This is a genomic window from Psychrobacter sp. 1U1 (genome assembly GCF_051847535.1).
GTDB lineage: Bacteria > Pseudomonadota > Gammaproteobacteria > Pseudomonadales > Moraxellaceae > Psychrobacter > Psychrobacter saeujeotis.
On sequence record NZ_JBPYDD010000005.1, the window covers coordinates 220,258 to 235,681 of the forward strand.

Consider the following 15,424-nt stretch of genomic DNA (forward strand, 5'->3'; position numbering starts at 1 on the left):
CTACTCGGTAACCGTTAGTGACTACTTACGTTTTTTACGCTGAATGGCATGAATAGCACGGCCATCAGCTGATAGTGCCGCTTCGTGTACGGCTTCTGATACCGTTGGATGCGCAAACGTCATTAGCTGCAAGTCTTCAATACTAGAGACAAACTCCATCGCAATCATACCTTGATGGACGATATCGCCTGCACCAACAGAGATAGCGTGCATACCTAGCAAGCGATCGGTCTTAGCGTCAGCGACGACTTTGATAGAGCCTTGCGCTTCACTTTGTGCAAGAGCACGGCCGTTAGCCGCTAGATTAAATGAGCCTGTCTTGACTTCATAACCTGCTTCAGTCGCTTCTTGCTCAGTGAGACCAACCCATGCGATTTCTGGATGCGTATAAATAACGTTGATAATAGTATCATAGTTGACTTGTGCTTTTTCACCATGAATACGCTCAACCGCCATCATGCCCTCTTCCATGGCTTTATGCGCCAGCATAGGACCACGGACTAAATCACCAATGGCATATACGCCATCAAGATTGGTTTTACATTGTTCATTGACATCGATCAAACCACGTTCAGTCAAGGTAATACCGCTGTCATCACCCAGTAGTTTTTCAGAGTAAGCACGGCGACCGACACAAACGATGAGCTTATCAAAACGCTCCTCGCTCGATTCGCCTTTGTTTTCGCTTGTAACGACGACTTCATCACCTTGTACTTCAGCATTGGTTACTTTGGTATCGACACGGATATCAAGGCCTTGCTTCTTAAACATCTTACGAGATTCTTTAGCGATGTCTTTATCAGCAGCGGCTAAAAATTCAGGTAGCGCTTCGTATACAACCACTTCACTACCTAAGCGGCGCCATACAGAACCAAGCTCAAGACCGATAACACCAGCACCGATAACGCCTAAACGTTTAGGCACTTCAGTGAAATCAAGCGCGCCTGTTGAGTCAACGATACGATCGCCGTCAGTTTTGGCGACTGGAATCTCGATAGGCACAGAGCCTGCTGCCAAAATAACGTTTTTTGCAATGATGGTGGTCTCAGATTCATCTTCTAAAGCGACAAACTTAACTTTTTTGTCACCACCTTTACCGTCAACTAACGTGCCCCAGCCTTGTAGCCAGTCAACGCCGTTACCTTTTAATAATGCTGCTACACCGCCAGTCAACTGCTTAACAATACCTTCTTTACGCTCTATCATTTGCTCGATGTTGATAGAGACGTCGCCTGTACTAATGCCATGCTCATCAAGATCATGTTTAGTCGCTTCATAACGATGCGAGCTGTCAAGAAGTGCTTTTGATGGGATACAACCGACGTTTAAGCACGTACCGCCAAGAGCAGGCTCGCCTTTATAAACGCGTTTTTCGATACAAGCCACACTCATACCCAGCTGTCCTGCACGGATAGCTGCTTCATAACCACCGGGACCGCCGCCAATGACGACCAAATCATAATTGTCTTTCATAGTCCGTTCCTATTTCAAATTTTATACTATGCCTAAAAGCTTGAGTAACCAGAAAAACCGGTGCAAACGCTACCTATTAGTAGACTAAGCAAGTTTGACATGGCCAATCATATTTTTTAGGTTTGGTATTCGTTATCGTTTAAGCTATTAAGCAATTTATTAATAACAAACGTAATCAGCCAGCAGATAACCGTATAGTCAATACACTACTTCAGTATCTTATGCCGTATAACGCTGATGTGTAACCGTGAGAATTGCAGAATAACTGGGAGAGCTTTTGTCACAAAGCTAAAAAAGCTTGTATCGGTGATTACCAATACAAGCTTAAACACTTATAGATCTAATAGTAATAATGATGGATCTTCAACGAGCTCTTTGATAGTCACTAAGAACTGTACCGCTTCTTTACCATCAATCATACGATGGTCGTAAGACAGCGCCAGATACATCATCGGTAGGATTTCAACTTTGCCATCAACAGCCATTGGGCGATCATTGATAGCATGCATACCTAAAATAGCCGTTTGCGGCGGATTCAAGATAGGCGTTGACATCAGTGAGCCAAAGACACCGCCGTTTGAGATAGTGAACGTACCACCAGTCATCTCATCTAGACCTAATTTGCCTTCTTGTGCTTTACCGCCAAGCTCACGGATTTTGCTTTCGACATCTGCCATGCTCATGCGATCGGTATCACGCAATACTGGCACAACTAGGCCGCGATCTGATGAGACGGCAACACCGATATCATAAAAACCATGATAAACGATATCATCACCATCTAATGAAGCGTTAACCGCTGGGAAACGTTTTAGCGCTTCGGTAGCGGCGCGTACGAATAAAGACATAAAGCCTAGACGTACACCATGACGTTTTTCAAACTTCTCTTTATACTTAGTACGCATGTCCATCAACGGCTTCATGTTGACTTCGTTGAACGTCGTTAGCATCGCTGTATCTTGTGATGCTGACAGTAGACGCTCAGCAACACGCTTACGCAAACGTGTCATCGGTACACGTTTTTCAGTACGCTCACCTGTTGACTCAGCAACTGGACGACCGCTATCAGATTTAATAGAGCTATCAGCTTTTAGCGTAGGGCTTGCCATATCAGTCTTAGTTACTCGGCCGCCGCGACCACTGCCTTCGACTTCTTTAGGATCTACGCCACTTTCTTTGGCAGCTTTACGTACCGCTGGACTTTGATCTTTATGATCGGCTTCATCATGCGGCGCATCTGGACGACTTGGGGTATCGCCATAACCAGTTTCTTTTTGTTGTACTGGTGCAGCAGGTTGATCTGGATCTACGGCTGGCGCTTCATTAGAGCCAGCATCAGAACTGCCACTTGCGCCAGCTTCGAACTCTGCGATTAAGTCAGCTGATTCAACAGTATCATCGACTTGCTTGACGATTTTGGTCACTACACCGTCATCAGGTGCAACGACTTCTAATACTACTTTATCAGTTTCGATCTCTGCTAATAGGTCATCACGATTAACCTGTTGACCTTCAGTGACATGCCATTCAACAATCGTGCCGTCGGCAATCGATTCTGGAAAAACGGGGGCATTGATTTCAGCCATCGATATACTCCTTAGATTTAGATATTACTATTTATTATTACGTCGTGATAGACAGCTATTTCCTATTTAAGGATATGTCATTAATAAAAACATACCCTCATACCTCATTTACTTCTTGATCATATAACCATGTAATAGGAGCTAACTGCTATCGTCTCATTGATTAATCTTATGTTGGTTACACTTATTCAGCCAGTTTATCCACACTAACACCTAGACTCTCGGCAACCAGTGTTTGCTGCTGCTGAGCATGCAACTTTGGTGAACCAGTCGCTGGCGCTGCACTAGGAGGACGTGCTACTGGATCCATCACTTTCGCTTTAGTCGGATGCGGTACTACAATACGGAACATATGCGGCGCTAAATAATACCAAGCACCTTGGTTCAATGGTTCTTCTTGTGACCAAACGATCTCTTCTAGATTGCTGTATTTTTCTATCTCAGCAATCAAGCGTTTTTCTGGAAGTGGATATAACTGCTCAATACGAACGATGGCCACATGCTCCAGACCCAATGCGCGGCGCTGCTCAAGTAGGTCATAATAAACTTTACCACCGCACAGTACCAAACGTGTGATCTGATCGGCGTTTTGCTGATCAATCTCTGGTAGTACTGTCTCAAATTTGCCGTTAGCAAGCTCTTCTAATTGTGAAGTTGCAAGCTTATGACGTAATAAGCTTTTGGGTGACATCACGATCAAGGGTTTACGAATTGGACGTACTGCTTGACGACGTAGTGCATGATAGATTTGCGCTGGCGTAGTCGGAGTAATAACCTGCATATTGTCTTCAGCACATAACTGTAAAAAGCGCTCAAGACGTGCTGAAGAATGTTCAGGGCCTTGACCTTCATAACCATGTGGTAAGAGCATCGTTAGACCGCAAACACGCTGCCATTTGGTCTCACCACTAGAGATAAACTGGTCGATAACCACCTGCGCACCGTTAACGAAATCACCAAACTGCGCTTCCCACACAATCAACGCGTTGGGTACTGTCGTTGCATAGCCATACTCAAAGGCTAGTACCGCTTCTTCTGATAGCAATGAGTTGTAGGTGGCAAAACGCGCTTGGGTCTCGCTTATATGCGCAAGTGGCACATACATACTGCCATCGTTGACGTTATAAATTTCGCTATGGCGATGTGAGAAAGTACCGCGGCCAACATCTTCACCAGTGATACGTACTAATACATCATCATTGTCGACAAGAGAGGCATAAGCAAGCGTTTCTGCTGCGCCCCAGTTAAGAGGCTCTTCACCAGTTTGCATCGCTAAACGCTGATCAACAAGCTTTTGCACTTGACGCTGTAGCTTATAACCTTCTGGCATTTTCGCCATGCGGTGACCATACTCTTTTAACTTTTCGATATCGACACTGGTATCCCAATCGTCAACCAAGTCATGACCTAAATACGGTTTCCAGTTAACAAAAAGCGCTTCATCAGGATCGTTGACTAAAGAATTCACCACATAATCACCACGATCTAGCGACTCACGGTATAAGTCCTCGTAATTTTTGGCTTTTTCTTCATCGATCACACCAGCTTCTACTAATTGCTGTGCATAGAGTGCACGAGTCGTTGGTAACTTTTTGATAACGGAATACATCAATGGCTGAGTTGCAGAAGGCTCATCGGCTTCGTTGTGACCGTTACGGCGATAACAAAACAGATCGATAATAATATCTTTATCAAACTCATGACGGTAATCAAGTGCAAGCTGCGCGGCAAAAACAACCGATTCAGGATCATCACCGTTTACATGTAAAATAGGAGCATGAACCATTTTGGCGACATCGGTGCAGTATTCTGTCGAACGCAAATCTTCTTGACGACTGGTCGTAAAGCCAACTTGGTTGTTTATGACAATATGTACCGTACCACCCGTGGTATAAGCACGCGTCTGTGACATCTGAAAAGTCTCTTGCACCACGCCTTGACCAGCAAACGCTGCATCACCATGCACAACGATTGGCAATACTGAGTTGCCATCTTTGTCATTATGACGAGCTTGATCATTACGGCGTACTTGACGAGCGCGAACAGAGCCTTGTAGTACGGGGGCAACGATTTCAAGGTGGGATGGGTTAAAAGCCAATGCTAGATGAGCTTCACCGCCTGGTGTCATTACATTAGATGAATAACCATTGTGGTATTTGACATCGCCTGAGCCTTTTTCTGGCTGTACTTTCCCATCAAACTCGTCAAATAGATCAGCAGGATTTTTACCCAAGACGTTAACCAATAAGTTAAGACGTCCCCGGTGAGCCATACCGATAACCATCTCTTTGGTACCGTAACTACCAGCACGTTGAATGATTTCGTTAACCGCAGGAATAAAGCTTTCGCCGCCTTCTAAACCAAAACGTTTTACGCCCGTATATTTACGCGCTAAGTACTTCTCTAATCCTTCAGCAGCCGTCAAACGCTCTAAAATAGATAAGCGTTTTTCCTCGTCAAACTTGATATAACCTAGATTGGTCTCGAGATACTTTTCCATCCAACGTTTTTCGGTACTGGTGGTCACGTGCATGTACTCTACACCGATATGACGGCAATAGACGCGCTCCATAATTTCGATAATTTCACGCAATGGCGCTTCTTTTTTACCGATATTAAGATCGCTAGTAGGATATACAGTATCGAGATCGGCTTCTGATAAGCCATGGTAAGCGAGGGTCAAATCTTCGACTTCAGCGCGCGGATGCAGCTCTAAAGGATCAAGCTGTGCACGGCGATGACCACGACGACGATACGCCGAAATCAATTGCTGGACAGCCATCTGTTTAGGGTCTGCACAGTCTTCTGGGGTGCTTGTAGTTGTATTGTCAGAGGCGGGGCCAACTTTATTGGCTGTCTGATTACGGGCAAGCAATAAGAATTGATCTTTAATGGCATTATGCTTGGCATCGTTAGGAGATTGGTACTGCTTAAAATAATCTTGCCAATCCGTATCGACACTGTCTGGGTCGCTTAAAAACTGCTCATAAAGGGATTCGATATAAAGGGCATTGTCAGCGGCAAGTTCAGTATGTTCTACGCCAGCTGCTTCTTTCGTTATACTATTCATAATAATCGTCTATTTGATAGATAAATGAATGGAATCGTGCTTATTATTGTGTGTTCTATTATACGCTAAGCTTTTAAAAAAGTTGGTATACATCATGAAATACTATTTACTAGTTATTACTTATCGATAGTTACTGTTCTTGAGTAATAGTTTGTGAACAATGGTCATTGACTGATTACGCTAAGCGCTACTTATGATCGCTTGATATTATAAATGAGTATGAGCCACGATAATATCAAGTCCAAGCTTCACTGATGTTAGTCACTTAGATAAACAATTGCTTTGCAAAAAATGTTTAAAAACCATTTAAAGTGTCATCTATAACGAGCATACACTGCTGTATAAGGTAACATGCATAAATTACCTGACATAGTTTGTTTGTTCAATACTAAGTATTTACATATTAAATATTAACTATTACTTTTCGAATATTAGTCATCACTTTACGGACATCAGGCGTATATTATTAATGATGGCATGGCTAAAAGTTCGTAGAGAGTTAGTGTAAAGAGTCTATTTTTTAACGTTGTTTAGTAGCGCTATGATAACATTTTTATGAAGCAATATTTATCATAAGTTGCGAAACACCAACTTTATTTATAAGACAGTCTTGATTATGACAGACGTTACTTTCCTAAAAAACTCATAAAGAAACGATTTCTTCGCGCTAAACGAATCTTTAACTTTTACAATCGACAAAATTGTATGATGACCTATCAAATCAACAAGCTTTTTATCATGTATAAATTGTACAGGTAAATAATAGTCAATCTATAATCTCTTACATGCTACCAACGTACTGTACGCATAGACTTACATTAGTTAAGATAAATGACTCTCATCTTGCTAATCTAGCAATAGAGCATCTTGTGCAATAAAAAAACCGCCTGATTAACAGACGGTGTCTTTGTATGTATAAGAATACCTAGGTATTTGGTTAACCAGCTTGATCTAATAATAAATTACGTAGGTTGCCGATCGCTTTAGTAGGGTTTAGACCTTTTGGACAGACCGATACACAGTTCATAATACCGCGGCAACGGAATAGGCTGAACGGATCATCCAAGCGTGCTAGGCGAGCTTGGGTATCAGTATCACGGCTATCAACCACAAAGCGGTTGGCATTAAGTAGTGCTGCTGGTCCTAAGAACTTATCAGGGTTCCACCAAAATGACGGACAGCTGGTAGAACAGCAAGCACATAAGATGCATTCGTACAGACCATTCATCTTTTCACGCTGCTCAGGTGACTGCAAACGCTCGGTTGGCGGCGCTGGCTGCTCATTGATCAAGTACGGATGTACTTTTTCGTATTGCTCATAGAACTGGTTCATATCAACGACTAAGTCACGGACAACAGGTAAGCCTGGCAATGGACGAACAGTAACTTTTTCAGGCAATGTGTTCATGTTAATCAAACAGGCCAAACCATTTTTACCATTAATGTTTACGCCATCAGAACCACAGATGCCTTCGCGACATGAGCGGCGAAAGGTGATGGTTTCATCTTCCTTTTTGAGACGCAATAACACATCAAGCAACATACGATCTGAGTCTTGTAGCTCAATCGTATAAGTCTGCATGCGCGGCGCTGCGTCCACATCAGGATCGTAGCGATAGATTTCGATGGTGCGAGTACCTCGGCTCATAATGCTAAACTCCACACGTAGGTGATGGCGGGCATACAATATGTGCATCATACCAGCGCTATTGTTCAATTTATATCATAGCACTGGTATAAGCTTGTAGCTAGCGGTCACCTTTTTAATAAATTAATAAGGGATAAAACGTTAATTCTATTCATACACAAAAAATGCATAGGATAGAATTAATAAACGCGAACTTTTGGCTCAACATAATCGACAGTTAGTGGAACTTTACGAACTGGCTTGTAGATAATACGGTTGCCTTCAGAATACCATAGAGTATGCTTCATCCAGTCGTGATCATTACGACCGTTTGGTGCGTAATCATCGTCTTCTGGACGATCGTAGTCAGAGACACTGTGTGCACCGCGGCTCTCATGTCGACTCGCTGCTGATATCATCGTGGCTTTTGCAACTTCATACAGATTAGCGACTTCAAATGCTTCGATACGAGCTGTATTAAATACTTGTGATTTATCAGCCAAATGAATCTGATCAATCTTCTCGCCCAATGCTAGGATTTTCTCTACGCCTTCATCCATCAATGCTTGCGTACGGAATACACTTGCATGCTTTTGCATAGTTGCACGAATCTCATCTGCCACGTCTTGCGCATTGTAGCCTTCTGTAGATTGCTGCAATTTATCCAAACGACGTACCGTAAAGTCTAGTACATGCGGGTCGAGCGGCTTGTAGTTATGATCAGCATGATGATATTCATCAACGATATGCTTACCTGCTGCACGTCCAAATACTAATAAATCAAGCAATGAGTTGGTACCTAAACGGTTGGCACCGTGGACACTAACACACGCACACTCACCAATAGCATATAGACCTTTGACGACATCGCCTTTGGCATAAAGACCGTCTTCATCCTTACCCGCTTCTAAATCTGGTACAACCACTTGACCATGAATCGTAGTAGGAATACCGCCCATCATATAATGAATGGTAGGGATAACTGGAATAGGCTCTTTAGTGATATCAACGTTCGCAAAGTTTTTACCAATCTCAAATACCGATGGTAGGCGCTTCATGATGGTATCTACCCCTAAATGCGTCATATCCATAACGATATGATCTGCATTGGGACCACAACCACGACCTTCTTTGATCTCTTGGTCCATAGAGCGCGATACCAGATCACGGGGTGCTAAGTCTTTAACGGTTGGGGCATAACGCTCCATAAAGGCTTCACCGTCTTTATTACGTAAGATTGCCCCTTCACCGCGGCAACCTTCAGTCAACAGCACCCCTGCTCCGTGAACACCCGTTGGATGGAACTGCCAAAACTCCATATCTTGTAATGGAATGCCAGCGCGAACCGCCATACCAATACCGTCACCAGTGTTAATATAAGCGTTGGTAGAAGCGGCAAAAATACGACCAGCACCGCCTGTCGCTAACACCGTAATCGGTGACTGGAACACAGCTACCGCGCCTGTTTCTTGCTCAAGTGCTACCACACCATTGATGTTGCCAGCTTCGTCTTTGATCAAATCAAGTGCAATCCACTCGATAAAGAACTCAGTACCTTGCTGTAAGTTTTTCTGATACAAAGTGTGTAATAGTGCGTGACCAGTACGGTCAGCAGCAGCGCAAGCACGTTGAACCGCTTTTTCACCATAGTTCGACGTATGACCACCAAATGGACGCTGGTAAATCGTGCCATCTTCGTTACGGTCAAATGGCATACCCATGTGCTCAAGCTCATAGACGACTTTTGGCGCTTCACGGCACATATACTCGATAGCGTCTTGATCACCCAACCAATCTGAGCCTTTTACAGTATCATAAAAGTGAAAGTGCCAGTTGTCGTTACTCATGTTACCTAAGCTTGCCCCAATACCGCCCTGCGCTGCAACTGTGTGCGAACGGGTTGGGAATACTTTGGTCAAAACTGCAACCTTCATACCCGCTTCAGCCAAATGTAGTGAAGCACGCATACCTGAACCGCCACCACCGACGATGACTGCATCGTAATTTAAGGTTTTGATGTTACTAATGGTATTATCTTGTCTTGTTGCCATTACGGTTTTCCTAATGCTTGTGAAGTAAATATAAGGAAGTCCAATCAAATATCACGTCAGATTTTTAAGCGTCTTTTGACCATGCTCATCAATCTAGTAATATTTGTAGACCACCTTTAGCCACTTACTAAAATTTGCATATTCTTCATCATACTCAGCTTAGGATGTCTGTCGCTCAATAAGCTTTGTAACGGTGCTCACTACATGATGTCGCGTACTCTATAGTTATGAATACGCCTAATTGACACTGTAAATCCGCCCAATACAATATGATGAATCTAATATGGCCACTGACTGACTGCTTTTAAAGGCGTTAAAAGCAATTAAAGTTAACTATACAGTCTGTCATCGTAGCGTCTAAAAATGAGGGGTCTATAATAATTAAACAGCCACAACACCGAAGCCACTACCCCAAAAGATCATAACTCCCCAGAATAGATAAACTAAAATGGCGATAATCATTAAGGTTTGTAATACCATACGTAGTTTTGGCGCGCTTTCACCCATCTTACCAGAGGTAATATAGTCAGTGAATATGGTCCACATACCGACCCAAGCGTGGCCAGCAAGTGCAAGTACCGCAACCAAACTGAATAGACGCATAGGCAAACTGGTCATAAAGTCAGACCATTCGATAAAAGTCACATCACCATGCATCAAAAAGAAGCCAAGTAACACGACGCTATAGACTGCTAGGACAACGGCACTAATACGCTGGACTACCCAATCACGTGTGCCTGAGCCTGTCAGACCAGTGGCGCTTTTGATTCCTGAATCATTTTTTATCATTAGAACATCACCCATACAAATGACGCGACAATTAGAATCGCTGCAATCACTAAACTGACAACAGACACCATACGTGCTGATTTCAGCTCTTCGTTGTTACCGTTATCAGCAAATAAATGCTTGATACCCATTACAAAATGATATGCAATCGATGCAACGAATATCCATGCTAAAAAGCGAACAAAAACATTATCAAATACGGTTGCAAAGCTCTCAGGTGACGCAAGAGAGGTCTGTAACAACCAAAGCATGACAGGGATTAATAAGAATAGAACAATGCCAGATATACGATGTAGAATTGAAGCTATCGCAATCGGTGAGCGATTAACGGCCATCACTTGGCTCAAAGGCAGATCAATAGGTCGGTTGCTTTTCACAGCGGGCATCCTTTTTGCGGTTATACTCCTGTATCTACTATCAACGCTAAGCAGGAATCTATCCTACCAAACATTTAGCAACACATGAGACGAATAAAGTAAGGAAGAGCTAGCTGACTGTGCTAGTTTACGCTAGGCATTCATATGCATTCAACAGATAAAACATTCACGATTAACTGTCTATATTATTAATACAATGCTTGCTCATCGTCAGTAGTCATAGCACTCATACACGATACTTATATGACGATCACAATTTGCAAGTTGAACACATGGCTATGTTTTAATTAAGTCGATTGTTTTGCTTGAATCAACTATTCTGTCTGTCTAAATTTAAGATACTAAAGTTAAGGTACTAGATTCTTTAACCCTACGTATTTTTATTCATATTTTATAGTTGACTGTCTTTTAAGAGGTTCAGTTAACTGGTCTATTTTTAATTGATTTCTTAATAAAAACAGACATTGTCATTTGACTGCCTGCTAAGACACAAACGGTCTTAGAATCAATATAAAAATAGAACAAACAACGCCAATATAGACACTATAAACTATTGTTATAACTATAAATTTACGTATTCAATCAAAAAAAGCACCTTTCGATTCACGATTTAACAAACGCATGTATCTTACTTAACATTCATTAATATATAATCAGCATCAGTCAAATCACGCCATTATAAAATGGCTAGCCGACAATTACAAATTTATCCCTTAAATAGTGAATATAGTGGTTATGTTGACATAAAACCTATCAATGGTAATAAAATTGTCGCAACCTTACTATTTTAGAACCTGCAACAAGCAAGCTCAGATTTGACTACTGGTCATGCACTAGATGTTCTTCATCGTATTAATAAAAAACCTAAAACGGTAAAACAAATAAAAAGAGTCAATTTTTATCAAATTAACAGACCCCTTGATACTTTTATAAAAACCTTAAATATGCGCTAAATATGCTAACAGACATATTTTGATACAAAAATTACCTTATATAACTACCCTGAAACCACGTGAATTAGGGATATAGCTGCTAAAACTCTTTTCTAATTATGTCAAATTACTGGTAACATAGCCTCAATCTTAAATCAGTTAAATTCATATTTGTTCATGTAACGTCACAAAATTATGTGTCGTTTGTATTTTTACTCTAACAAGCTAAAACCAATGGAGAGGAAATTATGGCTGATAACATTAAGTCAAATAATGAAGCCACACTAGTAGTAGATGGTAAGGAATACCAACTTCCTATTATTCACGGTACTTTAGGTCGCCCAGTTGTCGATGTTGCTGCTTTACAAGAAGCCGGTTACTGGTCTTATGATCCAGGGTTTAAAGTCACAGCTCCTGTTGAATCAAAAATCACTTTTATTGACGGCGGCAAAGGTGAGTTACTACATCGTGGCTACCCTATTGATGAATTGGCGAACAACGCTGAGTATCTAGAAGTTGCTTATGCTCTTATTCATGGCGACCTACCTAATAAAGAACAAAAAGCAGACTTTTTTGGGAAAATTCGCAAGCATTCAGGTGTTCATGACCAGCTGCGTAAATTCTTTGAAGGCTTTCGCCGTGATGCTCACCCAATGGCAATCATGGTTGGGGTCGTGGGTGCGCTATCAGCGTTTTATCATGAAAGCTTGGATGTCAGTAACGAAGAACATCGTGAAATTACCGCTATTCGTCTGATTGCCAAAATGCCAGCGCTTGCTGCGATGAGTTATAAGTACTCGCAGGGCGAACCATTCATGTATCCACGCAATGACTTTAGCTATGCTGAAAACTTTTTATACATGATGTTTGCCACCCCTGGTGACGTTGACTATAAAGTAAACCCTGTTATTGCCGAAGCAATGGACAAGATCTTTACCTTACATGCTGATCACGAGCAAAACGCTTCAACGTCTACAGTACGCTTAGCAGGTTCTACTGGTGCTAACCCCTACGCTTGTATCGCTGCTGGTATCGCAGCGTTATGGGGCCCATCACATGGCGGCGCCAACGAAGCTGTCCTTGAGATGCTAGATGAGATCGGTACCGTTGAAAACGTACCTGCATTTATGGAAAAAGTAAAAAGCCGTGAAGTGAAGCTAATGGGCTTTGGTCACCGTGTCTATAAAAACTTTGACCCACGCGCTCAAGTACTTAAAAAGGCCTCTGATGAAGTATTAGAAGCTCTAGGTATCAATGATCCTAAGCTTGAATTGGCGATGGAACTTGAAAGAATTGCTCTAGAAGATCCGTTCTTCATCGAGCGTAACTTGTATCCAAACGTTGACTTCTACTCTGGCATTATTTTAAAAGCCATTGGTATTCCAACGTCAATGTTTACCGTGATTTTCTCATTGGCTCGTACTTCTGGTTGGATCAGCCATTGGTTAGAGATGCATAGTGCACCGTTCAAAATCGGTCGCCCACGTCAGTTATATACTGGCGAGACTAAGCGCGATTTTGTCAAAGTTGAAGATCGTAAGTAATCTCTAAGCGCTGCTATAAATAGTAGCGGTTACAGCCATAAAAAATCCCGCCATCGTGCGGGATTTTCTATGGTCATATAAATGATAAGGACAATTACTGAAACTCTTGCAAAGTTTGTTCGTATTTGGCGATTTGCTTATCGTAGTCTTCAATGGTCTCATTAAACTTTGTCATCAAACTTTCAAACTCTTGCTGCTGCGTTAGTTTCATTTGTTGCATGTCCTGAGCTTGCTGAGCTTCTATTTGCTGCCATACTTGATGCTGGATAATCAAGCGCGCGAGAGCGGGGCTCTTTACATTGACGCGTTCAGCGATTTCTGCATGCTCAAACAACTGCGGCACTAAAGTGACGATATTAAGTAAGGTATCTGAGTTTTGCGCACTAAGTGCAGTAGCTGCTGGCTGATACAATGCTTGCATGGCTTGCTGATAACGTTCGATGATTTGTTCTTCTGTCAGTACTTCAGGCTTACGCGGCTCAAGACTGATACGCTTTAGTACCTCTAAATCACGCTCTCCTACTTCCGTACTAACGTTTATTTCATTTTCAACATCGTTATTAGATTCATCAATTGCTGTGTCAGAGGCGGTACTAGCAGTAGTGTTGGCACTAGCGTTAGTGTCGTTTTGAGCCGTTGTATTTTCTACTGGTTCAGACGCGCCATCGAGTAATGATGGGCTGATACTGTCGGATGCATCAGCAGCTTGTAGCGCTTCATACTCTGCTTGCAAGCGTCGCTGCAACCCTTGCATTTGGGTAACATACAATGGCTGAAACTGCTCTATACGTGCTTTAGCAGAATCGCTTAATGGCGCAGGCTTGGTATTTTCAGTGTCGGTTTGAGCGTTTGTTTGACTGTCGTCATCCGTTATGGTGGGTTCTGACTGCTGTTGACAGCCAGTCAGTAATAGCGCGCCTGCCAGCATTGCTGCTGCTATACTGGTTGGTTGCAACGAATCTACCCTAGCATTCTTATATTTGGTACTTTTTTGACCAACTTTATCAACCGCTTTAGGCTTTGAATTCCAAGACTTAAATATCAAGGTACAGCTCCTTTGTTAAAAACAAATATAGCAGATACAACTTATTGTTTATTTCTATGTTGCTAATACTCATTGCCAAGACCATCATATTTTATAATAACCATTATAAGATCTGAGTGGTAGATTAAACTGTGAACGATTTATCATCTTTAATAACTGGATCTATTGTCAAAAAAGGAATACAAGCTTGTAAATCTTGACAGTCTTTGCCCAGCTGACGACGGACAAAATAGTCCTGTACCATACGTGCTTGTTGTTCGATACCATATTTGAAGAAAGGTTTACCAAGCTTTAAGTCGTACTCATAACGACGGTTTATAATAGCGCCGCGTACTACTTTTAAACCTTGTTGTAGCTGCCAGACGTGAGTCAGCTCATGAATAAGCCAGCTTTGTTTGCTGATGCTTGTATTACTAAAATCTGCTACCCAGTCCTCAGGGTGAAAGTATATATTTCCGTTGGGACTGACTGCATAATTTTTGAGTACCCACCATGCTGTCTTTAATTGGACTGAATCAAGGTCGATACTGTCACCAAAGACTGAACGTGCAAGCTTGACCTCTCCGCTGCTAAGTTTGCGGGATCGCTTGGCAAACCGACTTGATAAACGTCGCCTGCGACTCAATAACTGTTTTATGGAGTAGGTCATGATTATCTCCATGATTAAAATCTAGCATCTTTGGCCAATTAACCAATAGATGCATGTATAAGTCATACATAGAGCCTATGACTCTAAAATAAAAGCGTACACAACATAATCTATATGCTTTTATGACACAAGAACTATTAAAAACCCGTTGCAAACTGTTATTTAACTGACTTTAAATAATGACAGTATTATAACTTGGCTGCTACTTATATGCTGTAAAACGAGTATTACACAAACAGTAAATATGAGATAGCAAATGCTTGTCACTGTAGCGAATTTAT

The 15,424-nt window shown here is 42.0% G+C and carries 10 protein-coding genes; 1 reads left to right on the forward strand and 9 read right to left on the reverse strand.

Annotation, left to right across the window (positions count from 1 at the left end):
- Positions 1-21: 21 nt before the first annotated feature.
- The 7 genes from lpdA to sdhC form a co-directional block, all read right to left on the reverse strand.
- Positions 22-1,473 carry a dihydrolipoyl dehydrogenase gene (gene lpdA / locus ACS8FB_RS09505; protein ID WP_439262439.1) on the reverse strand — a complete coding sequence of 484 codons (1,452 nt, stop codon included), beginning with the start codon at positions 1,471-1,473 and terminating at the stop codon, positions 22-24.
- Positions 1,474-1,805: 332 nt separating this feature from the next.
- Complete coding sequence (gene odhB, locus ACS8FB_RS09510; protein WP_439262441.1) at positions 1,806-3,059, reverse strand: 2-oxoglutarate dehydrogenase complex dihydrolipoyllysine-residue succinyltransferase; 1,254 nt, start codon at positions 3,057-3,059, stop codon at positions 1,806-1,808.
- A gap of 184 nt (positions 3,060-3,243) precedes the next feature.
- Positions 3,244-6,129 carry a 2-oxoglutarate dehydrogenase E1 component gene (locus tag ACS8FB_RS09515; RefSeq protein WP_439262443.1) on the reverse strand — a complete coding sequence of 962 codons (2,886 nt, stop codon included), beginning with the start codon at positions 6,127-6,129 and terminating at the stop codon, positions 3,244-3,246.
- A 937-nt stretch (positions 6,130-7,066) separates the two neighbouring features.
- Entirely contained in the window at positions 7,067-7,777 is a 711-nt protein-coding gene (locus tag ACS8FB_RS09520; protein ID WP_439262445.1) for a succinate dehydrogenase iron-sulfur subunit, read from the reverse strand.
- Positions 7,778-7,956: 179 nt separating this feature from the next.
- The gene (gene sdhA / locus ACS8FB_RS09525) at positions 7,957-9,807 is read right to left on the reverse strand and encodes a succinate dehydrogenase flavoprotein subunit (RefSeq protein WP_439262447.1); all 1,851 of its coding nucleotides are present in this window, start codon (positions 9,805-9,807) and stop codon (positions 7,957-7,959) included.
- Between the two features lie 381 nt (positions 9,808-10,188).
- Positions 10,189-10,575 (reverse strand): succinate dehydrogenase, hydrophobic membrane anchor protein, encoded by a 387-nt coding sequence (sdhD, locus tag ACS8FB_RS09530; RefSeq protein WP_439262617.1) that lies wholly within the window; start codon positions 10,573-10,575, stop codon positions 10,189-10,191.
- 20 nt (positions 10,576-10,595) lie between these two features.
- On the reverse strand, positions 10,596-10,982 hold the full coding sequence (sdhC, locus tag ACS8FB_RS09535; RefSeq protein ID WP_075103328.1) for a succinate dehydrogenase, cytochrome b556 subunit: 387 nt from the start codon (positions 10,980-10,982) through the stop codon (positions 10,596-10,598).
- A gap of 1,171 nt (positions 10,983-12,153) precedes the next feature.
- Between sdhC and gltA the strand changes: the two genes are divergently transcribed.
- Positions 12,154-13,449, forward strand: coding sequence for a citrate synthase (gene gltA, locus ACS8FB_RS09540; RefSeq protein ID WP_439262449.1), 1,296 nt, complete (start codon positions 12,154-12,156; stop codon positions 13,447-13,449).
- Between the two features lie 94 nt (positions 13,450-13,543).
- Here gltA and ACS8FB_RS09545 read toward each other — a convergent pair whose 3' ends face one another.
- Both ACS8FB_RS09545 and ACS8FB_RS09550 read right to left on the reverse strand, forming a co-directional pair.
- Entirely contained in the window at positions 13,544-14,494 is a 951-nt protein-coding gene (locus ACS8FB_RS09545; RefSeq protein WP_439262451.1) for a hypothetical protein, read from the reverse strand.
- 124 nt (positions 14,495-14,618) lie between these two features.
- A complete protein-coding gene (locus tag ACS8FB_RS09550) occupies positions 14,619-15,143 on the reverse strand; it encodes a type IV secretion protein Rhs (RefSeq protein WP_439262453.1) in 525 nt (174 codons plus the stop codon).
- Between the last annotated feature and the right edge of the window lie 281 nt (positions 15,144-15,424).